The organism is Aeromicrobium sp. JP4 (genome assembly GCF_054957925.1).
On sequence record NZ_CM143290.1, the window covers coordinates 1,425,613 to 1,448,877 of the forward strand.

25 protein-coding genes are annotated in these 23,265 nt (G+C 72.0%); 6 read left to right on the forward strand and 19 right to left on the reverse strand.

Annotation, left to right across the window (positions count from 1 at the left end):
- Window positions 1-16 precede the first annotated feature (16 nt).
- Window positions 17-1,393 (reverse strand): UTP--glucose-1-phosphate uridylyltransferase, encoded by a 1,377-nt coding sequence (locus ACY1JX_RS07040; protein WP_462565686.1) that lies wholly within the window; start codon window positions 1,391-1,393, stop codon window positions 17-19.
- Between the two features lie 18 nt (window positions 1,394-1,411).
- Between ACY1JX_RS07040 and ACY1JX_RS07045 the strand changes: the two genes are divergently transcribed.
- Window positions 1,412-2,002: a 5-formyltetrahydrofolate cyclo-ligase gene (locus ACY1JX_RS07045; protein WP_462565687.1), complete on the forward strand. Its 591-nt coding sequence runs from the start codon at window positions 1,412-1,414 to the stop codon at window positions 2,000-2,002.
- A gap of 12 nt (window positions 2,003-2,014) precedes the next feature.
- On the opposite strand, the gene ACY1JX_RS07050 is transcribed toward ACY1JX_RS07045, so the two are convergent.
- The 8 genes from ACY1JX_RS07050 to ACY1JX_RS07085 form a co-directional block, all read right to left on the reverse strand.
- Window positions 2,015-3,712 carry an FAD-dependent oxidoreductase gene (locus tag ACY1JX_RS07050; protein WP_462565688.1) on the reverse strand — a complete coding sequence of 566 codons (1,698 nt, stop codon included), beginning with the start codon at window positions 3,710-3,712 and terminating at the stop codon, window positions 2,015-2,017.
- 13 nt (window positions 3,713-3,725) lie between these two features.
- Window positions 3,726-5,285: a succinic semialdehyde dehydrogenase gene (locus ACY1JX_RS07055; RefSeq protein WP_462565689.1), complete on the reverse strand. Its 1,560-nt coding sequence runs from the start codon at window positions 5,283-5,285 to the stop codon at window positions 3,726-3,728.
- Between the two features lie 65 nt (window positions 5,286-5,350).
- The gene (locus tag ACY1JX_RS07060; RefSeq protein ID WP_462565690.1) at window positions 5,351-5,818 is read right to left on the reverse strand and encodes a GNAT family N-acetyltransferase; all 468 of its coding nucleotides are present in this window, start codon (window positions 5,816-5,818) and stop codon (window positions 5,351-5,353) included.
- Window positions 5,815-6,585, reverse strand: coding sequence for a carbon-nitrogen hydrolase family protein (locus ACY1JX_RS07065; RefSeq protein WP_462565691.1), 771 nt, complete (start codon window positions 6,583-6,585; stop codon window positions 5,815-5,817). Before ACY1JX_RS07065 ends, ACY1JX_RS07060 begins: the two co-directional genes overlap by 4 nt.
- Complete coding sequence (locus ACY1JX_RS07070) at window positions 6,582-7,679, reverse strand: GuaB3 family IMP dehydrogenase-related protein (protein ID WP_286929763.1); 1,098 nt, start codon at window positions 7,677-7,679, stop codon at window positions 6,582-6,584. Before ACY1JX_RS07070 ends, ACY1JX_RS07065 begins: the two co-directional genes overlap by 4 nt.
- A 34-nt stretch (window positions 7,680-7,713) precedes the next feature.
- Entirely contained in the window at window positions 7,714-9,219 is a 1,506-nt protein-coding gene (gene guaB / locus ACY1JX_RS07075; RefSeq protein WP_462565692.1) for an IMP dehydrogenase, read from the reverse strand.
- Window positions 9,220-9,278: 59 nt separating this feature from the next.
- The gene (locus tag ACY1JX_RS07080) at window positions 9,279-10,913 is read right to left on the reverse strand and encodes a 4Fe-4S binding protein (RefSeq protein WP_462565693.1); all 1,635 of its coding nucleotides are present in this window, start codon (window positions 10,911-10,913) and stop codon (window positions 9,279-9,281) included.
- 38 nt (window positions 10,914-10,951) lie between these two features.
- Complete coding sequence (locus tag ACY1JX_RS07085; RefSeq protein ID WP_462565694.1) at window positions 10,952-11,872, reverse strand: AurF N-oxygenase family protein; 921 nt, start codon at window positions 11,870-11,872, stop codon at window positions 10,952-10,954.
- 138 nt (window positions 11,873-12,010) lie between these two features.
- Here ACY1JX_RS07085 and ACY1JX_RS07090 point away from each other — a divergent pair, with 138 nt between their 5' ends.
- On the forward strand, window positions 12,011-12,304 hold the full coding sequence (locus ACY1JX_RS07090) for a helix-turn-helix transcriptional regulator (RefSeq protein ID WP_462565695.1): 294 nt from the start codon (window positions 12,011-12,013) through the stop codon (window positions 12,302-12,304).
- Here ACY1JX_RS07090 and ACY1JX_RS07095 read toward each other — a convergent pair.
- From ACY1JX_RS07095 to groES, 3 genes are all read right to left on the reverse strand, one after another.
- Window positions 12,282-12,602, reverse strand: a complete 321-nt coding sequence (locus tag ACY1JX_RS07095) for a hypothetical protein (protein ID WP_462565696.1) — start codon at window positions 12,600-12,602, stop codon at window positions 12,282-12,284. The genes ACY1JX_RS07090 and ACY1JX_RS07095 overlap by 23 nt on opposite strands.
- Window positions 12,603-12,775: 173 nt before the next feature.
- Window positions 12,776-14,377, reverse strand: a complete 1,602-nt coding sequence (gene groL, locus ACY1JX_RS07100; protein WP_462565697.1) for a chaperonin GroEL — start codon at window positions 14,375-14,377, stop codon at window positions 12,776-12,778.
- Window positions 14,378-14,407: 30 nt separating this feature from the next.
- Window positions 14,408-14,701: a co-chaperone GroES gene (gene groES / locus ACY1JX_RS07105; protein WP_078698994.1), complete on the reverse strand. Its 294-nt coding sequence runs from the start codon at window positions 14,699-14,701 to the stop codon at window positions 14,408-14,410.
- Window positions 14,702-14,848: 147 nt separating this feature from the next.
- On the opposite strand from groES, the gene ACY1JX_RS07110 reads away from it, so the two are divergent.
- The 4 genes from ACY1JX_RS07110 (at window position 14,849) to ACY1JX_RS07125 (ending at window position 18,249) form a co-directional block, all read left to right on the forward strand.
- The gene (locus tag ACY1JX_RS07110) at window positions 14,849-16,009 is read left to right on the forward strand and encodes a class I SAM-dependent methyltransferase (protein ID WP_462565698.1); all 1,161 of its coding nucleotides are present in this window, start codon (window positions 14,849-14,851) and stop codon (window positions 16,007-16,009) included.
- A gap of 86 nt (window positions 16,010-16,095) precedes the next feature.
- Window positions 16,096-16,815 carry a LamB/YcsF family protein gene (locus ACY1JX_RS07115; RefSeq protein ID WP_462565699.1) on the forward strand — a complete coding sequence of 240 codons (720 nt, stop codon included), beginning with the start codon at window positions 16,096-16,098 and terminating at the stop codon, window positions 16,813-16,815.
- Between the two features lies 1 nt (window position 16,816).
- Window positions 16,817-17,398 (forward strand): 5-oxoprolinase subunit B family protein, encoded by a 582-nt coding sequence (locus tag ACY1JX_RS07120; protein ID WP_286929246.1) that lies wholly within the window; start codon window positions 16,817-16,819, stop codon window positions 17,396-17,398.
- Window positions 17,395-18,249 (forward strand): 5-oxoprolinase subunit C family protein, encoded by an 855-nt coding sequence (locus tag ACY1JX_RS07125; protein WP_462565700.1) that lies wholly within the window; start codon window positions 17,395-17,397, stop codon window positions 18,247-18,249. Before ACY1JX_RS07120 ends, ACY1JX_RS07125 begins: the two co-directional genes overlap by 4 nt.
- A 68-nt stretch (window positions 18,250-18,317) precedes the next feature.
- On the opposite strand, the gene tsaD is transcribed toward ACY1JX_RS07125, so the two are convergent.
- Genes tsaD through tsaE form a run of 7 tightly spaced genes read right to left on the reverse strand, consistent with a single transcriptional unit; the run spans window position 18,318 to window position 23,237 of the window.
- The gene (gene tsaD, locus ACY1JX_RS07130; RefSeq protein ID WP_338072842.1) at window positions 18,318-19,364 is read right to left on the reverse strand and encodes a tRNA (adenosine(37)-N6)-threonylcarbamoyltransferase complex transferase subunit TsaD; all 1,047 of its coding nucleotides are present in this window, start codon (window positions 19,362-19,364) and stop codon (window positions 18,318-18,320) included.
- A gap of 50 nt (window positions 19,365-19,414) precedes the next feature.
- Complete coding sequence (locus ACY1JX_RS07135; protein WP_462565701.1) at window positions 19,415-20,170, reverse strand: lysophospholipid acyltransferase family protein; 756 nt, start codon at window positions 20,168-20,170, stop codon at window positions 19,415-19,417.
- Between the two features lie 43 nt (window positions 20,171-20,213).
- Window positions 20,214-20,627, reverse strand: coding sequence for a DUF5709 domain-containing protein (locus ACY1JX_RS07140; RefSeq protein ID WP_181754629.1), 414 nt, complete (start codon window positions 20,625-20,627; stop codon window positions 20,214-20,216).
- A gap of 45 nt (window positions 20,628-20,672) precedes the next feature.
- A complete protein-coding gene (locus ACY1JX_RS07145; protein WP_462565702.1) occupies window positions 20,673-21,155 on the reverse strand; it encodes a DedA family protein in 483 nt (160 codons plus the stop codon).
- Window positions 21,152-21,583: a ribosomal protein S18-alanine N-acetyltransferase gene (gene rimI / locus ACY1JX_RS07150; protein WP_462565703.1), complete on the reverse strand. Its 432-nt coding sequence runs from the start codon at window positions 21,581-21,583 to the stop codon at window positions 21,152-21,154. The genes ACY1JX_RS07145 and rimI overlap by 4 nt, the downstream gene beginning before the upstream one ends.
- Entirely contained in the window at window positions 21,580-22,218 is a 639-nt protein-coding gene (gene tsaB / locus ACY1JX_RS07155; protein WP_462565704.1) for a tRNA (adenosine(37)-N6)-threonylcarbamoyltransferase complex dimerization subunit type 1 TsaB, read from the reverse strand. The genes rimI and tsaB overlap by 4 nt, the downstream gene beginning before the upstream one ends.
- Before the next feature lie 56 nt (window positions 22,219-22,274).
- On the reverse strand, window positions 22,275-23,237 hold the full coding sequence (gene tsaE, locus ACY1JX_RS07160) for a tRNA (adenosine(37)-N6)-threonylcarbamoyltransferase complex ATPase subunit type 1 TsaE (RefSeq protein WP_462565705.1): 963 nt from the start codon (window positions 23,235-23,237) through the stop codon (window positions 22,275-22,277).
- Window positions 23,238-23,265: the final 28 nt, after the last annotated feature.

Here is a 23,265-nt window from a genome sequence, read left to right on the forward strand (position 1 = left end):
TAACGGCCGTTCCGCCTCAGATCCCGGACAGCACCGTTCCGGAGGCCACGTGGCGCGGTCGGCCCTCGTCCTCGAGGACCACGTCGCCGCGCACGACCACGCCCTCGCCGAAGCTCCAGTCGCCGCGCACGGTGAGGGACGAGGCGTACAGCAGGCCCACCGAGAACGGCACCCGCTTGTCGAACTCGTTGATCGCGCCGAAGTAGCGCTTGTCGAGGGAGACCGACGGAACCTCGTCCACGCGCGCCCGCATCTGGTAGTCGGGTCCCACGTCGTAGACGTCGGACCGCAGCAGCATCAGGTCGTCGGTGGTCTTCACCGGCAGGAACCGGGCCCGGTCGACCTCGATCGCCGTGGCGCCCTCGAACACCGAGATGGCCGCGCCCATCGCGGACTCGATCTGGATGACCTGCGGGCTGTCGGGGTCGGTGGGGTCGACGTTCTTCTGGTTCCGGATCAGCGGCAGGTCGAGCACACCGTTCGCCCGGTCGAGCTCGGCGCGCAGGGCCGGCAGGTCGAACCACAGGTTGTTCGTGTGGAAGTACCGGTGGACCGACAGGTCGGCCGCGGCGTCGCGGTCGTCCTGGGCGATCTGGGCGGTCTCGCGCAGGATGAGCCGGCCGTCCGAGCGGCGCACGACGAGGTGGCCACCCTTCACGTCGGCAGGGGTGCGGCGGCACACCTCGGCGGCGTACGGCGCCCCGGTCTGGGCGAACCAGGCCATCATCGCGGGGTCGGGCACGGCGCCGAGGTTGTCGGCGTTGGAGATCGAGGCGTAGCGGTAGCCGGCCTCGATCAGCTGGTCCAGGACGCCCGAGGCGTCGAGCGCCGTGTAGAGGTCGGCGTGTCCGGGCGGGCACCACTCGAGCGACGGGTCGTCGGGCCAGTCGACGGGCTCGAGCGTCTCGGCGTCCAGGCGCGGCTCGCGGTTCTGCAGGAAGTCCAGCGGCAGGTCGCCGACCCGGAGCTCCGGGTATCGCGCCAGCGTCGCGAGCGTGTCGTCACGGGTGCGGAAGCTGTTCATGAACAGCAGCGGCAGGTCGACGCCCAGGGTGGAGCGCACGTGCCAGACCTGGTCAACGATGAGGTCCAGGAAGCTGAGGCGGTGCTTGATCGGCAGCAGGGACTTCGCCTGCGTCATCCCCATCGTGGTGCCGAGCCCGCCGTTGAGCTTGATGACCACGGTCTCGGCGGCGGCGCGACGCAGGGTCTCGGCGTCGAAGTCGAGCGACTCGATGCTCGCGACGTCCTTCAGCGGCTCGACCTCGGACTCCGGGATCAGGCCGGACGCGCCCTCGTGGAGCTGGTGGTAGAACGCCGTGAAGACGTCGATGGCCTGCTCGGGCAGTCCGTCCGAGCGCATCTTCTTCTGTGCGGCTGCCAGTGCATTCATCGGCCCTAGGCTAGCGCCATGTCGACTTCCGTGACGGGTGAGAAGTCCAACCTCCGCGAAGCGGTCGCCTCACGTCGACGGGCCAGGCCGGCCGGGGATCGGGTCCTCGCGGCCGAGGCGATCGCCCTGCATGCCGCCGCGCTCCCCGCGCTGGTGCGGGCGCGGCGCGTCGCGGCCTACCTGTCGCTGCCGAGCGAGCCCGGCACCGCCCCGTTGCTCGAGATGCTGGTGGGACGGGGCGTCGAGGTGCTGGTGCCCGTGAGCCGGCCCGACCGGTCGCTGGACTGGGCGGCGTACGAGCCGGGCGCGGTGGTCGCCGGCGCGCTGGGCGTGCCCGCGCCCACGGGCCCCACGCTGGGCCCCGAGGCCCTCGCCACGTGCGACGTGGCCCTGGTGCCGGGACTGGCCGTGGACCACGCCGGGAACCGGCTCGGCCGGGGCGCGGGGTACTACGACCGCGCGCTGGCGGACTTCACCGGTGTCACCTGCGCCGTCGTGTTCGAGGACGAGCTGCTGCCGCACGTGCCCAGCGAGCCGCACGACCGGCCCGTGGACCTCGTGCTCACACCCTCGGGCACGTTCCGTCCCGAGCGGGACCGAGAGCCGTAGCGTCGGCGCGCCTCAGGACACCTGGACGATCGGCAGGCGGTAGGCGGCCGGCGCGGACTCGGGGACGACCGGGTTCTTCGGCATCACCGGCTCGAGACGGCGGTAGGCGCGGCCGAGCGGGGGCCGCTCGTCGCGCTCGCCGCGGTTGGGCCACAGCGCCACCGCCCGCTCGGCCTGCGCGGTGATCGTGAGCGAGGGGTTCACGCCGAGGTTCGCGCTGATCGCCGAGCCGTCGATGACGTGGAGTCCCTCGTGGCCGTAGAGGCGCTGGTACGGGTCGATCACGCCGGTCTCGGGCGAGTCGCCGATCGCGCAGCCGCCCAGGAAGTGCGCCGTCATCGGGATGCCGATCGGCTCGGTGACGATGCCGCCGGCCACGCCGTCCATGTAGTCGGCCATCTCCGACACCGCGCGGTGCGCCTCGGGGATGTAGGTGGGGTTCGGCTCGCCCGACCCCTGCTTCGTGGTCATCTTGCGGCCACCGAAGAGCCGGCGCTTCGTGTAGGTGGTGATCGAGTTGTCGCGCGCCTGCATCACCAGGGCGATCACGGTGCGCTCGGACCAGTGGAACGCGTCGTAGAGCTTGGGCAGCCGCGGCGCGATCTTGACGATGTTCTTGAGCACCGTGAACACGCTCGGCTTGCCGTTCCCGCTGCCGTCCGTGGACAGCACCATCTGCACGAACATCATCACGTTGGAGCCCTTGCCGTAGCGGACGGGCTCGATGTGGGTCGTGTCGTTCGGGTGGATGGAGGACGTGATCGCGACACCGCGGGTGTAGTCGACGTCGCGGTGCATCGCCACCGACCCCATGAGGGCCTCGGAGTTGGTGCGGGTGAGCAGTCCGAGCCGGTCGGAGATGTTCGGCAGGCTGCCCGAGTCGCGCAGCTGGTGCAGCAGCCGCTGGGTGCCCAGCGAGGCGGCGGCGAAGACGACCTGCTCGGCGCGGATGACCGGCTGCTTGCCGCGCCACTTCCGGGTCGAGCGCGTGTGCACCTCGTAGCCGCCACCCGCCGGGCGGACGTCGACCACGGTGGTGAGGTCGCGGACCTCGGCGCCGGCCTGCTCGGCCAGGTAGAGGTAGTTCTTCACCAGGGTGTTCTTCGCGTTGTGGCGGCAGCCCGACATGCACTCACCGCAGTTGATGCAGGTGCGGCGGGCGGGACCGACGCCGCCGAAGTAGGGGTCGCCGACGTCGCGTCCCTCGTCGTCACCGAACAGCACGCCGACGGGCGCGAAGTGGAAGCTGTCGCCGTAGCCGAGGCGCTCCGCCGTGTTCTTCACGACCGTGTCGGCCGGGCTCATCTGCGTGACCGGGTTGACGCCGAGCATGCGCTTCGCCTGGTCGTAGTACGGCGCCAGCTCGCTCTTCCAGTCGGTGATGTGGCTCCACGCCGGATCCTCGTAGAACGGGTCGAGCGGCTCGTAGAGGGTGTTGGCGTAGACCAGCGACCCGCCGCCGACGCCCGCGCCGGCCAGCACGAGGGAGTTGCGCAGCAGGTTGATCCGCTGGATGCCGTAGCACCCCAGCCTCGGCGCCCACAGGTACTCGCGCAGGTGCCAGGAGTTCTTCGCGAACTCGTGGTCGGCGAAGCGGCGCCCCGCCTCCACGACGAGGACCTTGTAGCCCTTCTCGGTCAGCCGCAGCGCCGAGACGCTGCCGCCGAACCCCGATCCCACGATGATGACGTCGTAGTCGAACTCACTCATGCTCGTCTTCCTCTCAGGCCCGGCGGGTGAAGCGACGCAGGCCGATGAGGCCCATGGTCAGGAGGGCACCGAAGGTGCGCTTGGACAAGAACGACGGGCCCCCCACGGGGATCACCCGCTGGACGCCGATCGACTGGGTCTCGGTGAAGCGCAGCAGGCCCTCGGCGCCCTGGCGGCGGCCGGTGCCCGACTCCTTCATGCCGCCCATCGGCGCGCCGATGCTGCCGAAGGTGGCGGCGAAGCCCTCGTTGACGTTGACGGTGCCGGCCTTGATCCGGGTGGCGACCTTGCGGGCCCGGCGCGCCGGACCCCAGACGCTGGCGTTCAGTCCGTAGGGGGTGTCGTTCGCCGCTTGCACGGCCTCGCCGATGCTGCGGTACCGGTGGAGTGAGACGAGCGGGCCGAACGTCTCCTCGGCGAAGCACAGCGCCGACTCGGGCACGTCCTCCAGCACGGTGGGCTCGTGGAACCACGGCGCGATGTCGGGGCGGGCGTGACCGCCCGAGACGAGGGTCGCCCCGTGGTCGAGCGCGTCGGCGACGTGCTTCTGGGTGGTGGCCAGCTGCGACGGCGAGACGAGGGTGCCCATCTCGACCTCCCAGTCGGCGTTCGCGCCGTAGGCCAGGTGGGAGAGGCGCTCGGCCAGCCCGTCGCGGTAGCGGTCGTAGATCGAGTCGTGCACGTAGACGCGCTCGATGGAGACGCACAGCTGACCCGCCGAGCTGAACGCCGCGGTCACCGTGCCCTCGACGGCCTTCTCGACGTCGGCGCCGGGCAGGACGATCATCGGGTTCTTGCCGCCCAGCTCGAGCGAGCAGCCGATGAGCCGCTGCGAGCACTGCGCGGCGATGCGCTTGCCGGTGGCCGTGGAGCCCGTGAAGCAGATGTAGTCGGCGTGGTCGATGATCACCGAGCCGATGACGGAGCCGGCTCCGCTGACGACCTGCCAGAGGTCCTTGGGGAAGCCGGCGCGGTGCATGAGCTCGATGATCGCCAGGGCCGTGAGGGGCGACTGGCTGTCGGGCTTGTGCACCACCGCGTTGCCCGCAGCGACCGCGGCGAGGCCGTCGACGAGCGCCATCGAGAGCGGGTAGTTCCATGGCGTGATCAGCCCGACGACGCCCTTCGGCTGGTGGTGCTCGCGGACGCCCGTGATGACCGGGTAGACCCCGTTGCGCCGGTGCGGGCCGAGGATCCGCGACAGCCTGCGCCCGTAGTAGCGGCCGGTCAGGGCCGTGTGCAGCACCTCGTCGAACGCGTGGGAGCGGGCCTTGCCCGACTCCAGCTGGATCAGGTCGAGCAGCTCGCCCTGGTGCTTCAGCACGAGGTCGTGGAGGCGCAGCAGGGCCTTCTTGCGGCGGCGCAGCGGCGTGCGGGCCCAGTCGAGCTGGGCCACGCGGGCCGCCGCGAAGGCGTCGAGCACGTCCTGGTCGGTGGAGACCGGGACGGTGGCGACGTCGGCGCCGTCCAGCGGCGAGACGGTCGTGCGGGTCTCCGTGCCCGTGGCCCGGATCAGGGCGGTGAGCTCGGCGATGCGCGCGGGCGCGACTGTGATCTGGGCGACATCAGGCATGAAGAGGACGATACCCCGGAACGGCCTGATGTGACACCGCGTCTGTCACATCATGTCAACGACGGTTACACTACGCCGGTGCCGCCGAGGCGCTTGGCGAAGCACACCGACTCCGGCACCTGGTCGTACGGCGGGTAGACCTCGATGGGCTCGTAGCCCGACCGCGTGTAGAGGGCGATCGCGGCGCGCTGCCGCTCCCCCGTGTGCAGCACGACACGGTCGGTGATCTCGGCGGCGCGCGCCTCGATCCCGGCCAGCAGGCGCGCCGCGATGCCCGTGCCGCGGGTGGACGGCAGGAGGTACATCCGCTTGACCTCGACGAGGTCGCGCAGCCGGCGCAGGCTCACGGTGCCCACGGGCTCGTCGCCGTCGAGGACGAGCAGGCAGGCCAGCACCGAGTCGGGGTCGATCCCCTCGGCGCCCGTGCCGTGGCGGGCCTCGCCGTAGAGCTCGGCCATCTCCGTCGCCATGCGGCTGCGCAGCGCAGCGGCCCGCGGGTCGAGGAAGTCGACCTCGACGATCTCCGCAGTCACCGCCGGACCACCGGACCGGGGTCGCGGACGTCGGCCAGCATCGTGTGGGTGGCGCGGGTCGCCTTCAGCAGCGGCCGGTCGAGCGTGGCCACGGCGAGCCCCTCGACCTCACTGACCTCGGCGAGGACGCGTCCCTCGGGGTCGTACACGGCGCTGCCGCCGTCGAACTCCGCACCGGCCACCGAGCCGCTGAGCCCGCTGACCACCACGAACATGCCGTTCTCGACCGCACGGGCCCGGTAGTAGACCTCGCGGCGATGGGCACTGCCGGCGTAGTAGGCCACCGAGGCCGCGTAGACCTCGGCGCCGGCGAGCGCCACGGCGCGGGCGTGCTCGGGGAAGCAGCCGTCGTAGCAGATCGAGAGGCCCACGGCCCAGCCCTTCACGTCGACGAGGACGCTGTGGGCACCGGCCACGACGTGGTCGCCCTCGTCGCCGCACGGGTTCTGCTTGTCGTAGATCCGCCGGCCGGCCGGGTCGTCGCCCAGGCCGAACGCCAGCGTGGAGATCGTGAAGCCGTCGGGCCCGTCGAGGCAGGCGCCGACGAGCGCCACCGTGCCGGCCGTCGCGGCCGCGTCGGCGATCGGCTGGAGCCGCGGGTCGGTCTCCCCCACGACGATCGGGGGCATTCGGTAGCCGCCCAGGAAGAGCTCGGGCATCACCAGCAGGTCGGCGCGCGCCGTTTCGATCGCCCGGACCACCGTGGCGATGTCGGCCTCGACGTCGCCGGCCGAGGCGTACTGGCCGGCTGCGACGCGCAGCGTCACCCGAGGACGACCTCGATGCGCTGGAACTCCTTGAGGTCGGTGTAGCCGGTGGTGGCCATCGCGCGGCGCAGCGCCCCGACGAGGTTCATCGTGCCGTCGGGCACGTGCGACGGGCCGAACAGCACCTGCTCGAGCGAGCCGACCGTGCCGATCTCCACGCGCTCGCCGCGCGGCAGGTCGTCGTGCCAGGCCTCGGCACCCCAGTGGAAGCCCTGGCCCGGCGCATCGGTGGCGCGCGCGAACGGCGAGCCGATCATGACGGCGTCGGCGCCGCAGGCGAACGCCTTGGCGAGGTCACCGCTGCGGCCGATCGAGCCGTCGGCGATGACGTGCACGTAGCGACCGCCGGACTCGTCGAGGTAGTCGCGGCGTGCCGCGGCGACGTCGGAGACGGCGGAGGCCATCGGCACCGCGACGCCCAGCACGCTGCGCGTGGTGTGGGTGGCGCCGCCGCCGAAGCCGACCAACACGCCCGCGGCGCCCGTGCGCATCAGGTGCAGCGCGGCCTGGTGCGTGGCGCAGCCGCCCACGATCACCGGCACGTCGAGCTCGTAGATGAACTCCTTGAGGTTCAGCGGCTCGGCGTTGCCCGAGACGTGCTCGGCCGAGACCGTGGTGCCGCGGATGACGAACAGGTCGACGCCGGCCTTCACGACCGCGTCGGCGAACTGCTTGGTGTGGCCCGGGGACAGGGAGCCGGCGACCGTGACGCCGGCGTCGCGGATCTCCTGCAGGCGGGCGGTGATCAGCTCGGCCTTGATCGGCTCGCTGTAGATCTGCTGCAGGCGCCGGGTGACCTGCGCGGGCTCGATCCGGGCGATCTCCTCCAGCTGCGGGCGGGGATCCTCGTACCGGGTCCACAGGCCCTCGAGGTTGAGCACGCCGAGGCCGCCGAACTTGCCGAGCGCGATCGCGGTCTCGGGGCTCATCACCGAGTCCATCGGCGCGGCGATCACCGGCAGGTCGAAGCGGTAGGCGTCGATCTGCCAGTGCGTCGACACCTCCTGCGGGTCGCGCGTGCGACGGCTGGGCACGATGGCGATGTCGTCGAAGTGGTAACCCTGCCGGCCTCGCTTGGCCAGTCCGATGTCGATGCTCACCCGCCCAGCCTATCGGGCGCCGATCGCGTCAGAGGATCGTGTAGTTCGGCGCCTCGACGGTCATCTGGATGTCGTGCGGGTGGCTCTCCTTGAGCCCCGCCGACGTGATCCGCACGAAGCGTCCGCGCTCACGCAGCTCGGGGATCGACCGCGAGCCCACGTAGAACATCGACTGGTGCAGGCCGCCGACCAGCTGGTGCGCGACCGAGGAGAGCGGACCCCGGTAGGCGACCCTGCCCTCGATGCCCTCGGGGACGATCTTCTCGTCGTTCGTGACGTCGGCCTGGAAGTAGCGGTCCTTGGAGTAGGACTTCTTGCCGCGGGAGGCCATCGCGCCCACCGAGCCCATGCCGCGGTAGGTCTTGTACTGCTTGCCCGCGACGAAGATCAGCTCGCCGGGGCTCTCCTCGCAGCCGGCCAGCAGCGAGCCCACCATGACGCTCTCGGCGCCGGCGACGAGCGCCTTGGCGATGTCGCCGGAGTACTGCAGGCCGCCGTCGGCGATCACGGGGATGCCCGCGGGCTCGGCCGCCAGCGACGCCTCGTAGACCGCGGAGATCTGGGGCACGCCGACACCCGCGACGACGCGCGTGGTGCAGATGGAGCCCGGCCCGACGCCGACCTTCACCGCGTCGACGCCCGCATCGACCAGCGCCTGGGCGCCCTCACGCGTGCCGACGTTGCCGCCGATGATCTGCACGCCGTCGAACGCGGAGTCGGCCTTGAGCTTGCGCACCATGTCGAGCAGGGCGCGGGCGTGGCCGTGGGCCGTGTCGACCACGAGCACGTCGACGCCGGCCTCCATGAGGCGCGTGGCGCGCTCGTAGGAGTCGCCGAAGAAGCCGACGGCCGCACCGACGAGCAGGCGGCCCTCGGCGTCCTTGCTGGCCATCGGGAACTGCTCGGACTTCACGAAGTCCTTGACGGTGATGAGGCCGGCGAGCTTGCCCTGGTCGTCGACGATCGGCAGGCGCTCACGCTTGTGCTGGCGCAGCAGGGCGGAGGCGTCCTCGCGGCTGATGCCGACCGGGCCGGTGATGAGCGGCATGTGGGTCATGACGTCGTGGACGAGCGTGGTGGCCCACTCGGCGACGGGCGTGAAGCGCAGGTCGCGGTTGGTGACGATGCCCAGCAGCGTGTTGTCCTCGTCGACGACCGGGAGGCCGGAGACGCGGTACTCGCCGCAGCGCTCGTCGAGCTCCTCGAGCGTGGCCTTCGGGCCGATCGTGACGGGGTTGGGGATCATGCCCGTCTGCGTCCGCTTCACGAGGTCGACCTGGTACGCCTGGTCGTCGATCGAGAGGTTGCGGTGCAGGATGCCGATGCCACCCTCGCGCGCCATCGCGATGGCCATGCGCGACTCGGTGACCGTGTCCATCGCGCTGGACAGCAGCGGGATCCGCAGCGAGATCTCGCGCGTGAGCCGGGTCGTGGTGTCGACCTCACTGGGGATGACGTCGGTCTCGCCGGGAAGCAGCAGGACGTCGTCGTACGTGAGGCCGAGGGAGGAGAACTTGTCGGGGATGCCCACCATGGGCCGAGTCTACCCGCGCGCGACCGCGCTCCCACACGCGCGGGATGTGATCTGAGCCGTCAGTGCAGGCTCGTGGCGGGACTGACCCGGAGCATCTCGTCGACCGACTCGAACTTCACGCGCGGGCGTCCCTCGCGGTGGCCCCGCGTCTCCTCGGCCTTCTCGATCGCGAGCATCCGGCGGCGGCCGACGACGCGGTCGACCCGGGTGCGCACGAACGGCCCGAACGTGAGCCTGCGCTTCGGCGCCGGCGGGATGAGACCGGCGTTCGCGTCGGCGACGATCGTGGCGATCGTCTCGTGGGCGCAGGTGCGGTTGGTGCCGATGCCGCCGGTGGCGCCGCGCTTGATCCAGCCGACGACGTAGGTGCCGGGGACCGCCTCGCCCGTGGCCGGGTCGACCACGCGCCCGTGCTCGTTGGGCACGGTGGCGGTGTCCTCGTCGAAGGGCAGGCCCGCGACGGGGGTGCCGCGGTGACCCGTGGCGCGGATCAGGGTGCCGCACGGGACCTTCTGGGCCTGCTCGGGCACTCCGGACGGGGCCACCTGCACGGCCTCGACGCGCTCGCCCCCCTCCACCGAGACGACCTGGCGGCCGAACGAGAACACCAGCCGGCGGCGTTCGCCGGGCGGTGCGGTGAGGTCGACGTCGACCAGGGGCAGCGCCGCCAGGACGGCGGCGTTCGACTCGGGCTCGGCGTCGGCTAGCTCCGCCTCGGTGAACTCGTCGCGGGCCACGACCACGTCGATGCCCGGGGGCATCATCAGCAGCTCGGGACGGGTGAACGCCGCGGCCGAGGGTCCCCGGCGACCGAGCAGGACGACCTCGCGCACGTCGAGACCGCGGAAGGCGGCGACGGCGTGGTCGGGCATGTCGGTGCGGGCCAGCACCTCGGGGTCGTGCAGCAGCAGGCGGGCGAGGTCGAGGGCCACGTTGCCGTTGCCCACCACGACCACGCGGTCGCCGGACAGCACGACGCCGTCGGGAGCCACGTCGAGCGCGCCGTTGTACCAGCCGACCACCTCGGGCGCCGGGTACACGCCGGGCAGGTCCTCCCCCGGCACCCCCAGCTCGCGGTCGCGACGGGCGCCGACGCCGTAGATCACGACGTCGTGGTGCTGCAGCACCTCCGCGTGGGAGATGTCTCGGCCCACCTCGACGTTCATCACCATCTTCGTGCGGGGGTGGCGGTAGGCCCAGTGGAAGAGGTCGGCGAACTTCTTCGTGTCCGTGTGGTCGGGCGCCACCCCGCCGCGCACCAGGCCGCCCGGCACGGGCAGCTTGTCGATCATCGTGATCTTCGCATCGGTGGACAGCAGCAGCTGCCGCGCCGTGTACGCGGCCGCCGGGCCGGTGCCCACGATCGCGATCGACAGCGAGCGCTCGAGGTCGCCGCCCATCTCGTCCCACGTGTGGGTCTTCGGCTTCTCCCGCGGCGGGCGCCGCTCGAAGAACTCGGCGTTGAGGTCGGCGAACACCGCCTCGGCACCGCGCAGCAGGTCGATCGCCTTGGGCGCCGCCACGGGGCACGCGTCGGCGCAGGCCCCGCAGTCGATGCAGGCCTTCGGGTCGACGTAGAGGATGTCGGTGGTGCCGAAGTCGGGCTCGTCGGGAGTGGGGTGGATGCAGTCCACGGGGCAGACCGAGACGCACGAGGCGTCCTTGCAGCAGGACTGGGTGATCGCGTAGGCCACGGCGGGTGCTTTCGGGTTCGAGGGTCGGCCGGGCCGGGTCAGAGCATGTGGACGGTGCGGTACATCCGCATCGCGGCCGGGGTGAGCAGGCCGACCTCGGACAGGAAGTCCATGAGGTGCACGCAGCTCATCCGCATGAGGTTCTGGTGGTGGGTGTTGGCCTTCACGGCCGCCTTGGCCACCTCGGGGTCCAGACCCACGTTGGCGTAGACGTCGTCGTTCACCAGGGAGTCCACGATGATCGCCGCGACGACCGAGATGACGAAGGCCGCGAGGTGACGCCGCGGCTTGGAGACCCCCTCGAGGTACTCCTTGACCTCCATGCGCGCGAACTTCATGTGGCGCGCCTCCTCGACCACGTGGATCTTGCTCGTGGTGCGCACCTCCTCGAGCACGTTCTCGCCGCGCATCCAGTCGCGCTGCATGACGTCGAGGACCTCCTCGGCGACCAGGATCGACGCGTAGGACTGCTCGCCGTTGGCGGTGCTGCGGAAGACGCGGGCGAGCTCGTGGAAGAGCCGGCGCGGGCGGTAGTGCGGGACGCCCATCTTGCTGCACGTCTTGCTGAACATGAGCGAGTGCCGGCACTCGTCGGCGATCTCGGTGAGGGCGAAGCGGAACTCCGGGTCGCCGTAGTCGGCGGAGTACTGCGAGCGCAGCACCATCGACTGCAGCATCGTCTCGAACCAAATGCCCGTGCTCATGATGGAGCCGACCTCGTGACGGGTGAGGTCGATCCGCTGCTGCTCGCTCATCGAGTCCCACAGCGGCGTGCCGTAGAGGGTGGACCACTCGGGGTTGAGGCCGTACTTGGTCGGGTCGAGGGGCTTGGCCCAGTCGATCTCCTGGTCGGGGTCGTACGACAGGACGGCGGCGGACTCCAGCAGTCGCTCCAGCTCGGTGTCCATGTCGATGGACTGGCGGAACTCGACGGCGGCGCGATCGTCGGTGACGGTCATGCGATCTCCTCGGTCAGCGGTATGTGACATTGTGAATGTAACATAGATGTGAGGCGTGTCACCAGACTTCCGGGCACCGGACTTCAGCCCTACCGTATTGGGCTGCACCGGCTGCCCATTGGGCCCATGCTGTTGTGCATGCCCAAACGCACACCGACGGCCCACACCGCCGAGGTCGCCAGCGCCTTCGCCTCCTGGTTGCGCCACCGGCGCGAGGGCGCGGGCATGACCCAGGAGGACCTCGCGCACCGCGCGGGCCTGAGCCGCAACCAGGTGCAGAACCTGGAGAACAACCGGAACAACAACGCCACCGGACGGTCGTCGGCCAACCCGAGCCTGGACACCCTGCTGGCCCTCGAGGCGGCCTTCGGACTGTCGCTGGGCGACCTGCTGGTGGAAGTCCGCGAGTTCATGGACTCCGCCGGGCGCTGACCCTCCTGCGGTCGCCGGCCAGCCCGGCGGCCCGTTCGACGTCGGCGACGATCCGGTCGAACACGTCGGCCGCGTGCTGCAGGGCGGCCGCGAAGGCCCGGCTCTCTCCCGCGGACGCGGCGTAGGCCTCGGCGCCGTAGGCCAGCTCGATCCGGTCGCCGGGCAGGGTCCCGTGCAGGATCGCCACCCAGGCACCCCCGGGCACCGGGAACACGCGCGCGTGCTGTTCGTCCTCAGCCGTCTCGCCGGAGCGGTGGTCGGTGCACCACCACGGGCAGGTGGTCGATGGCGTCGTCATGGGGCAGTCCTATCAACGGGTGCGGACACCGGGTCGACCCCTAGGTTATTGGGCCCGACGCGCCTTGTCGTCCCCGTGTCTCACCCACGCGTCGCGGCGTCGCCGGACACGACGAAGGCCCCGGGCGGGTGCCCGGGGCCTTCGTGCGTGACGAGATCGTCAGCAGGGACCGATCAGTGGTTGTGGCCAGCGTGATCGTCGGCCTCGTCGGCCGGCTTGTCCACCACGAGGGTCTCGGTGGTGAGCAGCATGGCCGCGATCGAGGCCGCGTTGGCGAGCGCCGAACGCGTGACCTTGACCGGGTCGAGGATGCCCTGCGCGAGCAGGTCGCCGTACTCGTTCGAGGCCGCGTTGTAGCCCTCACCGGACTCGCGGACCTTGGCCACCACGACCTCGCCGGAGACGCCGCCGTTGCGGGCGATCCACTCCAGCGGGGCGTCGGCGCCCTTGCGGACGATGCGCACGCCGAGGGCCTCGTCGCCGGACAGGTTCAGGTCCTGGTCCAGCACGCCGACCGCGTGGACCAGCGCCGAGCCACCGCCGGGGACGATGCCCTCCTCGATGGCCGCGCGGGTCGCCGAGACGGCGTCCTCGATGCGGTGCTTCTTCTCCTTGAGCTCGACCTCGGTGGCCGCGCCGACGCGGATGACGCAGACGCCACCGGCCAGCTTGGCCAGCCGCTCCTGCAGCTTCTCGCGGTCCCACTCGGAGTCGGTCTGCTCGAACTCGGCCTTGATCTGGGCCACGCGGCCCTCGACCTCGGCCTGGTCGCCGCCACCGTCGATGATCGTCGTGTCGTCCTTCGTGATGACGACGCGACGCGCGGTGCCGAGCACCTCGAGGCCGACCTGGTCCAGCTTGAGGCCGACGTCGGGGGTGACGACCGTCGCGCCCGTGAGGGTCGCGATGTCCTGCAGCATCGCCTTGCGGCGATCGCCGAAGGCCGGCGCCTTGACCGCGACGGACGTGAACGTGCCGCGGATCTTGTTCACCACGATCGTGGACAGGGCCTCGCCCTCGACGTCCTCGGCGATGATGAACAGGCTCTTGCCCGACTGGACGACCTTCTCCAGCAGCGGCAGGAGGTCGGACACGGCCGAGATCTTGCCCTGGTTGACGAGGATGTACGGATCGTCGAGGACGGCCTCCATGCGCTCGGTGTCGGTGACCATGTACGGCGACAGGTAGCCCTTGTCGAACTGCATGCCCTCGGTGAACTCGAGGTCGGTGCCCATGGTGTTGGACTCCTCGACCGTGATGACACCGTCCTTGCCGACCTTGTCGAACGCCTCGGCGATGAGCTCGCCGATGACCGAGTCACGGCTGGAGACCGTGGCGACGGCCGACATGTCCTTGACCGAGTCGACGGCGCGGGCGCGCGAGTGCAGCTCGTTCGTGACCGCCTCGACGGCAGCCTCGATGCCCTTCTTCAGGCCGACCGGGTTGGCGCCGGCCGCGACGGCGCGCAGGCCCTCGTGGACCATGGCCTGGGCCAGCACCGTGGCGGTCGTCGTGCCGTCACCGGCGACGTCGTTCGTCTTGGTGGCGACTTCCTTGGCCAGCTGGGCGCCGAGGTTCTCGAACGGGTCGTCCAGCTCGATCTCACGCGCGACGGACACGCCGTCGTTCGTGATCGTGGGGGCGCCCCACTTCTTGTCCAGGACGACGTAGCGGCCCTTGGGGCCGAGGGTCACCTTGACGGTGTCGGCGAGCTTGTCGACACCGCGTTCGAGGGCGCGGCGTGCGTCCTCGTCGAATTCCAGAATCTTGGGCACGAGTGCTCCCTAACGGTTGGCTGGGTGGACTCAGGCGATGACGGCGAGGACGTCGCGGGCGTTGAGGATGAGGAACTCCTCGCCGCCGTGCTTGACCTCGGTGCCGCCGTACTTGCTGAAGAGCACCTTGTCGCCGACGGCCACGTCGACGGGGATGCGCTCGCCGCTGTCGCTGACGCGACCGGGGCCGACGGCCACGACCTCGCCCTCCTGCGGCTTCTCCTTGGCGGTGTCGGGGATGACGAGACCCGACGCGGTGGTCTGCTCGGCCTCTCCGGCCTTGATGACGATGCGATCTTCGAGCGGCTTGATGGTGACCGACACTGGTCGACCTCCCCTTTCGGATGAGTAACGTTCGGTTGGCACTCACTCGGTGGGAGTGCCAGTTGTCAGCGTAGCACCGGCTGGCACTCGACCAAACGGAGTGCCAGAGCCGAGGTCGGGAGAGCGTCCGGTGGCAGACTCTGGCGCGTGGATGCGCACACCTTCGCCGAGCTCACGGCCCCCGCCGGGCAGGCGCTCCTGGCGCAGGTGGCCGACGGCGCGGGGCGCGAGTCCGACCTCGCACTGGGCACGCGACTGCGACGCGACCACCCCGCCGAGCTCGTCGCGGCGGCCGTCACCCAGCACCACCTGCGGCGACGCGCGGTCACGAAGTTCGGGACCGAGGCCGAGCTCCTCTACTTCACCCCCGACGCCCTCGAGCAGTCCACGCGGGCGCCGGTCGCGGCGCACCGAGCGAGCCGGCTGGCAGCGCTCGGCGCCGAACGGGTGGTCGACCTCGGCTGCGGCATCGGCGGCGACCTGATCGCCGCTGCCCGGGCAGGCCTCGAGGTGCGCGGCGTCGAGCTCGACCCCGTCCGCGCCGCGATCGCGCGAGCCAACCTGGCCGCACTCGGCCTCGCCGGGACGGTCGAGGTCGGTGACGCCACGACGACCCCGATCGGCGCCGACGAGGTCGCCTTCGTCGACCCAGCGCGTCGCGACGGCGCCGGCCGCACGTTCCGGCTCGACGCGCTCGTGCCCGCCTGGGACTTCGTCACGGGCCTGCTCGAGGGCCGCGCCGTGGCCAAGGTGATGCCGGGCATCGCCCACGACGCCGTCCCCCCGGGGGTGCAGGCCGAGTGGGTCTCGCACGGCGGCGACCTCGTCGAGGCGAGCCTCTGGGGGGCCGGTTTCGGCCAGGACCCGGCCCGCCACGCCACCGTGCTGCCGAGCGGCGCCTCGCTCGTGGGTCGTGGCGCCCGGGCCCGCGTCGGGGACGTCCTGTCGCACCTCGTCGAGCCGGACGACGCCGTGATCCGGGCGGGGCTCGTGGCCGAGCTCGCCGAGGACCTCGGCGGCCACCTCCTCGACCCCCGCATCGCCTGGATCACCACGGACTCCCCCGCGGCCGAGCCTTTCGGCCGCGCGTTCCGCGTCGTCGAGGAGCTGCCCTTCCGCGAGAAGCAGCTGCGCGCCGCCCTGCGCGAGCGCGACATCGGCACCCTCACGATCAAGAAGCGAGGCGTCGACGTCGTGCCCGAGCGGCTCGTGGCCCGCCTCAAGCTCACCGGGTCCCGCACCGCGACGGTCGTGCTGACCCGCGTGGCCGACGAGGCGCGCGCCTTCCTGGTGGAACGGCAGCGCTGAGCGTGACGTTCGCGGGGTCGACACGCCGGTGCGCACCCCCGGAACGTCACCGCCAGCGATGACCTGGCGCGCGGTAGCGTCGGGCCATGGCCGGCCGCGTGGACCTCAACGTCGATCTCGGCGAGTCGCCCGAGCGGTGGGCGTCCGGCGAGGACGAGCGCCTGCTCCCCCTCGTGACCAGTGCGAACGTCTGCTGCGGCGCGTACGCCGGCGACGACGACCTGATCCGCGCGACGTGCGAGGCCGCGGTCGGGCACGGCGTCGCGATCGGGGCGCAGGTGGGCTACCGCGACCGCGAGGGATTCGGCCGCCGGTTCGTGGACCTGCCGCCCCGTGACCTCGTGGACGAGGTCCGGCGCCAGCTCGACCACCTGCGCGAGCTCGCGGACCGCGTCGGCGGCCTGGTCACCTACCTCAAGCCGCACGGTGCGCTCTACCACCGCATCGGCCACGATCCCCACCAGGCGGAGGCCGTCGTCGAGGCGCTGCTGGCCGACGGGACGCCGCTGCCCCTCGTGGGCATGCCCGGGTCGGTCGCGCTCGAGATGGCGCAGGACTCCGGGATCCGTGTCGTGCTCGAGGGCTTCGCCGACCGCGCGTACACCCCCGAGGGTGGCCTGGTGTCCCGCGACCAGCCGCATGCCGTGCTGACCGATCCGGCCGAGGCCGCCGCCCAGGCTCTCGAGCTGGTGGGATCGGTGGACTCCCTGTGCGTGCACGGCGACAGCCCGGACGCCGAGCGCCTGCTGCGCCACGTGCGCGGCGTCCTCGTGGAGCACCGCGTCGAGATCGAGCCCTTCCACTGAGATGAGGATCCTGCCCTGCGGCGATCGCGCCGTGCTGCTCGACTGCGCGGACGCCGACGAGGCCCGTCGCTGGCATGCCGCGCTGCGCGATCGCGGAGCGACGCTCGGTGCGACCACCGTGCTGCTGCGCGGGCGGCCCGAGGAGCTGCGCTCGTTGGTGGGCGCGACCACCCCTGCTGATCTGGCCGCCGTCGCCGGGGCCGAGGTGGAGATCCCGGTCGTGTACGACGGACCTGATCTCGAGGCCGTGGCGCGACACTGCGGACTCGACCCGGACGAGGTCGTGCGCCTCCACGGGGCGACGCCGTGGACGGTGGCGTTCGCCGGCTTCGCGCCCGGCTTCGCCTACCTGTCCGGGGGCGATCCCCGCCTCGAGGTCCCGCGGCTCGACCGTCCGCGGCCACGCGTGGAGCCGGGCTCGGTCGGACTCGCCGGCCGGTTCAGCGGCGTCTACCCCCGCGCCTCCCCCGGCGGCTGGCGGCTCATCGGCCGTACCGACGCGCCGCTCTGGGACCTCGATCGCGACGACCCTGCACTACTGCACCCGGGTGACACCGTCCGGTTCGTCGAGGTGACGCGATGACCCTGCGCGTGCTGGAGGCAGGCGCCCTGAGCCTGGTGCAGGACCTCGGGCGTCCCGGGCTGGGCGATCTTGGCGTAGGGCCGTCGGGCGCGTTCGACCGCCGCGCCCTGCGCACCGCGAACCACCTCGTCGGCAATCCGGGCGACGCGTCCGTCGTGGAGGCCCTCGGCGGCGGACTCGCGCTGGTGGCGACCCTGCCGCACGTCGTGGCCGTCACGGGGGCGGCGGGGCCGCTGACCGTCGACGGCCGGCCGGTCGACTCCGGCCGCCCGCTCGCGCTGCGGCGTGGCGACGTGCTGCGACTCGGGGCGCCGGTCGCCGGGCTGCGCTGGACGGTCGCCGTCGCGGGCGGGATCGCGGTGCCCCCGGTCCTGGGCAGCCGCTCCCGCGACACGCTCGCCTCCCTCGGCCCCGATGCCCTGGCGGCCGGCGACGAGCTCGCCGTGGGTCCTCCCGTCGGACCGGTCTCGCTCGAAGGACTGCCGCCCCTGCTGCCCACGGGCGAGGTGGCGGTCCGGGTCGTGCTGGGCCCGCGCGACGACTGGTTCACCCCGGCGGCCGTCGCGACGCTGCTCTCGACCGGCTGGGGCGTCGACCCCGTCTCGGACCGCATCGGTGTCAGGCTGGAGGGGCCCGCGCTCGACCGGGCGCGCGAGGGTGAGCTGGAGAGCGAGCCCGTGGTGCGCGGCAGCATCCAGGTGACGACCTCGGGTCGTCCGGTGGTGCTGGGTCCGGACCATCCCGTCACCGGCGGCTACCCCGTGATCGGCGTGGTCCTCGACGCCGACACCGACGTGCTCGCCCAGCTGCGGCCCGGCGACACGCTGCGGTTCCGCCGCCACCGCGCCTGACGCCCCGGCATTGACCCACTAACGCCGAGTGGCGCAAACCGGGGTCGCGAGTGTCGGGGGCAGGCCGGTCAGGCGGCGACGATGCGCGTGACGGGCAGGCTGGAGTCGACGGCGAGGTCGAGCGACGACGGAGCGATGCCCCGGCGGACGACCTCGGCGCCGAGCGCCGCGACCATCGCGCCGTTGTCGGTGCACAGCGAGATCTGCGGGATGCGGACCTCGACGCCGGCCTTCTCGGCGCGCTCGAGGACGAAGTGGCGCAAACGGCCGTTCGCGGCCACGCCCCCGCCCAGGATCAGCCGGGGGACGTCGTGCTCGAGGCACGCCTTGATCGCCTTGCGGCTCAGCACGTCGCAGACCGCGTCCTGGAACGAGGCCGCGACGTCGGCCACGGCGACCGGGCGCTGCATCCGCTGCTCGTGCTGCACGTGGCGGGCCACCGCGCTCTTGAGCCCGGAGAAGGAGAAGTCCCAGCGGTACCGCTCGAGGTCGCGCCCCGTGGTCAGGCCACGCGGGAAGGCGATCGCGGTGGGGTCGCCGTCGCGCGCCACCTTGTCGATCTCCGGGCCGCCGGGGTACGGCAGGCCCAGCAGCCGGGCGACCTTGTCGAACGCCTCGCCGGCGGCATCGTCGATGGTGCCGCCGAGCAGCGTGATGTCGGTGGCGATGTCGTTGACGAGCAGCAGCTCGGTGTGACCGCCGCTGACCAGCAGCGCGATCGAGGGCTCGGTGTACCGGCCGTGCTCCAGCTGGTCGACCGCGACGTGCGCCGCCAGGTGGTTGACCCCGTAGAGCGGCTTGTCGTGGGCCAGGGCGAGGGCCTTCGCCGCGGCGACCCCGACGAGCAGGGCGCCGGTGAGGCCCGGACCGCTCGTCACCGCGATCGCGTCGACGTCACGCACGTCGACGCCGGCCTGCTCGTAGGCCTGCTCGAGCGTGGGAACCATCGCCTCCAGGTGCGCCCGGCTGGCGACCTCGGGCACGACGCCGCCGAAGCGCACGTGCTCCTCGACGCTGGACGCGACCGCGTGCGCCAGCAGGGTGGTGCCTCGCACGATGCCGACACCGGTCTCGTCGCAGGAGGACTCGATCCCCAGCACCAGCGGTTCGCTCACCGGACCATTGTGCCGTGGAGCAGGAAGCACCGTGCCGTCGGTGCGCAGGCTCAGCCCCGCTCGGCGCGCCTGGCGTCGCGGGCCGCCTTCTCCTCAAGGTCGAGGCGGCGGGCCTCCTCGGGCGTGGGAGCGGTGCCGCCGTAGCGGGCCGGGGCCCACCACTGGCCCTCGGGCGAGACGGGGTACTCGTGGATCGCCTTGTCGAGCAGGGCCGTCAGCGAGTCGTGCAGCAGCGCCGTCTCGGCGACCGGGTCCTCCCCCGTCACCGGGATCGGCTCACCGACGTGGAGCGCGATCGTCTTGCCCCGGCCCCACAGGTCGGCCTCGTGGTCCTTCGTCTTGAGCAGCTGCGTGCCCCAGACGACCATCGGGATGAGCGGCACACCACCCTCGGCGGCGGCGCGCACGGCACCGGTCTTGATCTCCTTGACCTCCATCGACCGGCTGATCGTGGCCTCGGGGAAGATGCCGACGATCTCGCCGCGGCGGGCGTAGTCGGCGGCCGCGTGCAGCGACGCCTCGCCCTGGGCCCGGTCGACCGGGATGTGGTGCATCGAGCGCATGATCGGTCCGGAGACCTTGTGCTCGAACGCCTCCTTCTTCGCCATGAAGCGCACGAGCCGGCCGGCGGGCTGGGCGGCGAGTCCGTTGAAGATGAAGTCGACGTAGCTGACGTGGTTGGAGGCCAGGATGGCCCCGCCCTCACGCGGGATGTGCTCGGTGCCGGACGTCTGGAAGCTGATGCCCAGCACCCGGAACAACGTCTTGGCCGTGCCGATGATGGGCGGGTACGTCACGTCGCGCATGCGTGAACCCTAGTGCACGCGCGTTCACCGATGAGGCTTCTCGTCACTCGTCCTCGACGACGTGGACCGCGGCCTCCTCGGCACTCGCACCGGCACCGTCGATGCCGACATCGTCGCCGACGAGCTCGGACACGTGGTCGACGCCGTTGCCGCCTTCGGGATCGACGAGGCGGCCCGAGCGACGACCTCCGACCTCACCGTCGTCGAGGTCCTCCTCGCTCCACTCGGAGTCGGGGTCGACGTCAGGCTCCTCCTGCGAGAGGCGCTGCTCGAACGACTCGCCCTGGATCTGCTCGTCGACCGTCGTGCCGAATCCCTCGCCGGCCGACCAGCGCTCGGGAGCGGTCAGCCCCTCGTCGAGCGGGTCATGGGTCTCGCGACCGAGCAGCGTGTCCTGGTCCTGGTCCTGGCTCAGGTACTGGGAAGGGGCCGGGGGCTGGTTGCGCGGATCAGTCATGCCTCCACCTTGCCACGCACCCGGAGCAGGCGCCGGTCGTGCGGATCAGTCCGGGCCGGGCTCGCGCGCGGGGTCGGCCTGGCTGGCCGAACGCTTCAGCAGGACCGCCACGACGACCACGACCATCAGCACGAAGAGCCAGGCGAGACGCTCGGATCCGCCCGTGAAGACGGCCAGGAACGCACTCATCCCGATGGTGGACCAGATGGTCGCCCAGATCACCGCGCCCGGCACGAGACCGGTCAGGTAGCGCGGGAACGACATGCGCGCGAGGCCCGCGGCCAGGTTCACCGCAGTCTGCGCGCCGACCGTGAAGAAGCTCACGGTGACGGCCGGAGGACCCCAGCGGTCGACCTGTCGCATGGCGGCCCGGACGCGCGGACCGGGCTCGCGCTCGCGCAGCAGACCGGCGGCGATTGCGCGCCCGATCCCGTAGGTGGCACCGGCGCGCAGGAGCACGATGACGAAGAACGTCAGCCACGCCCAGAACCACGGCCATGCGCGGATGGAGTCGAGCAGCTCGGTCATGCCAAGCCCAGCTCCATGAGCACGGCGTCCGCGCCGGAGCGGTAGTAGCCGCGGCGGCGGCCGGTCTCGCGATACCCGGCGTGGCGGTAGAGCGCGAGCGCCGCCCCGTTGTCGTCGGCCACCTCGAGCAGGAGCCGCTCGGCGCCGCGAGCACGGGCGGCGTCCTGCACGGCCTCGAGCAGCTCCGAGCCCACACCCTGGCGCCGCGACCCCAGACCCACGGCGATGCGCATCAGCTCGGCGTCGGGGGCGAACATCCGCAGCGAGGCGTAGCCGCGGACGCCGAACTCGTCGACGAGCGCCAGGACGATCCGGTCGCCCACCAGCTCGTCGCGGACCTGGCCGGACGACCACGCGTCGCGGCCGAAGCTCGCGTTCTCGATCGACTCCAGCGTGTCGAGATCACGCAGGCCCGCGGACCGGATCATGCCAGCTTGGGCGCGACCTGGGGCATCGCGTCGGGTCGGCGCAGGTACAGCGGCTCGAGCGGGAGCTCGGCGGCCCTCCCGGCGGCGACGAGGCCGGCCAGGGCGGCGGCGGACGGGTCGAGCGGCGCACCCTCGACCGCCGCGAGCCGGTCGGCGTACAGCACTCCCCCGCGGCCCACCACCGGCAGTCCGAGCGCGGCGACGGTGTCGGGGTAGTCGACGTCGGGGCCGGTGACGCGCGACCCGTCGGCGCGGAAGCGGCCCCAGTAGACCTCCTTGCGACGCGCGTCCGTGGCCACGACGAAGTCGGTGTCGAGCAGGCCCGCGGCCTCGGCGGCGAGGATGTCCAGCGAGCACACGCCGTGCGTGGCCAGGCCGAGGGTCTGGCCCAGGGTGAGTGCCGTGACGACACCGACACGCAGCCCGGTGAACGGGCCCGGACCGACGCCGACCGCGACGTCGGTGAGGTCGGCGGCGGTGGCCCCAGCCCGCTCGAGCGCCGTGCGGATCGCGGGCGCCAGCAGCTCGCCGTGGGCCATGGCGCCCTCCCCCGTGGCCTCGGCGACGACGGACGAGCCGTCGTGGAGGGCGACGGAGATCGCCGGGGTGGCGGTGTCGAACGCGAGCAGCAGCACGGGCCCAGCCTAGTTGCGGGGCATCGCAGGGTCCGAACGCGCTCGGCGCGCCGGGCTCAGCCGAGCAGGGCGGTGCGCAACGGGACCTCGAGCCAGCGCCGGCCGTGGGGCCGGATCGAGACCACGCGCATCTCGTCCGACGGGATGCCGCAGGCCGTGCCGAGCGGATCGCCCGGACTGGCCGCGCGGGTCTCGATCGAGATCGACAGCCAGCTGTCGGACAGCTGCTCGGCCATCCCCTCGCCCCATTCCACGACCGTCACGGACTCGTCCGTCGTGGCGTCGAGGTCGATGTCGTCGATCTCGGCCGCGTCGCCGAGGCGGTAGGCGTCCACGTGCACGAGCGGCGGGCCGCCCACCTCGCTGGGGTGGGTGCGCGCGATCACGAAGGTCGGGGACGTCACGGGCCCGCGGACGCCGAGCGCCTCGCCGAGGCCCTGCGTGAACGTGGTCTTCCCGGCACCGAGACCACCGGTCAGCACGAGCAGGTCACCGGGGCGCAGCAGCCCGGCGACGCGCGCGGCGAGGTCGCGCATCGCGTCGGCGTCGGGCACCTCGCGCGCCAGCCACAGCGTCTTGCCCATCTCGATCGTGGGACCGTCCTGGCGCACCGGCAGGTACAGCCGGTGGTTCCAGAACCGGTAGTTGGCCGGAAGCTCCTCGCGCACGGTCAGCCAGATGCCGTCCATGCCCTGCTCCTCGGCGACGTCCTCGGCGACGCCGACCATGACGGACGCGACCCCGCGGTCGCGGCCGAGCGGGTCGACGCTGACGCGCTTCAGGCCCAGCATCCCCGGGCGGGAGCGGTCGAACAGGATCGCGCCCATCGGGTGGCCGCGGCGGGTGGCCAGCAGGCCGCCGTCGCGCTCGAGCGAGGCGGCCACCGTCGCGACGGTCTCGTCGCCGGCCGTGGCGGGCGGATCGAGGCGCGGCCGCGCGGCGAAGGCACGATGGATGACTCCGACGACCTCGGCCGCGCGATCCGGGCCGACCAGCGTGACGTCGAGCTCACTGCTCATGCCGCCACCTCCGTGGGAGAAGCACAGT

Bases quoted from the DNA above. Each gene is read 5' to 3' on its own strand.
- ACY1JX_RS07045 (WP_462565687.1), top strand. From the start codon at position 1,412: ATGTCGACTTCCGTGACGGGTGAGAAGTCCAACCTCCGCGAAGCGGTC.
- guaB (WP_462565692.1), bottom strand. From the start codon at position 9,219: ATGGTGGGCATCCCCGACAAGTTCTCCTCCCTCGGCCTCACGTACGAC.
- ACY1JX_RS07090 (WP_462565695.1), top strand. From the start codon at position 12,011: ATGCCCAAACGCACACCGACGGCCCACACCGCCGAGGTCGCCAGCGCC.
- ACY1JX_RS07125 (WP_462565700.1), top strand. From the start codon at position 17,395: ATGACCCTGCGCGTGCTGGAGGCAGGCGCCCTGAGCCTGGTGCAGGAC.
- ACY1JX_RS07135 (WP_462565701.1), bottom strand. From the start codon at position 20,170: ATGCGCGACGTGACGTACCCGCCCATCATCGGCACGGCCAAGACGTTG.
- ACY1JX_RS07095 (WP_462565696.1), bottom strand. From the start codon at position 12,602: ATGACGACGCCATCGACCACCTGCCCGTGGTGGTGCACCGACCACCGC.
- ACY1JX_RS07140 (WP_181754629.1), bottom strand. From the start codon at position 20,627: ATGACTGATCCGCGCAACCAGCCCCCGGCCCCTTCCCAGTACCTGAGC.
- rimI (WP_462565703.1), bottom strand. From the start codon at position 21,583: ATGATCCGGTCCGCGGGCCTGCGTGATCTCGACACGCTGGAGTCGATC.
- tsaE (WP_462565705.1), bottom strand. From the start codon at position 23,237: ATGAGCAGTGAGCTCGACGTCACGCTGGTCGGCCCGGATCGCGCGGCC.
- ACY1JX_RS07120 (WP_286929246.1), top strand. From the start codon at position 16,817: ATGAGGATCCTGCCCTGCGGCGATCGCGCCGTGCTGCTCGACTGCGCG.
- ACY1JX_RS07085 (WP_462565694.1), bottom strand. From the start codon at position 11,872: ATGACCGTCACCGACGATCGCGCCGCCGTCGAGTTCCGCCAGTCCATC.
- ACY1JX_RS07050 (WP_462565688.1), bottom strand. From the start codon at position 3,712: ATGAGTGAGTTCGACTACGACGTCATCATCGTGGGATCGGGGTTCGGC.
- ACY1JX_RS07040 (WP_462565686.1), bottom strand. From the start codon at position 1,393: ATGAATGCACTGGCAGCCGCACAGAAGAAGATGCGCTCGGACGGACTG.
- ACY1JX_RS07145 (WP_462565702.1), bottom strand. From the start codon at position 21,155: ATGACCGAGCTGCTCGACTCCATCCGCGCATGGCCGTGGTTCTGGGCG.
- ACY1JX_RS07115 (WP_462565699.1), top strand. From the start codon at position 16,096: ATGGCCGGCCGCGTGGACCTCAACGTCGATCTCGGCGAGTCGCCCGAG.
- ACY1JX_RS07055 (WP_462565689.1), bottom strand. From the start codon at position 5,285: ATGCCTGATGTCGCCCAGATCACAGTCGCGCCCGCGCGCATCGCCGAG.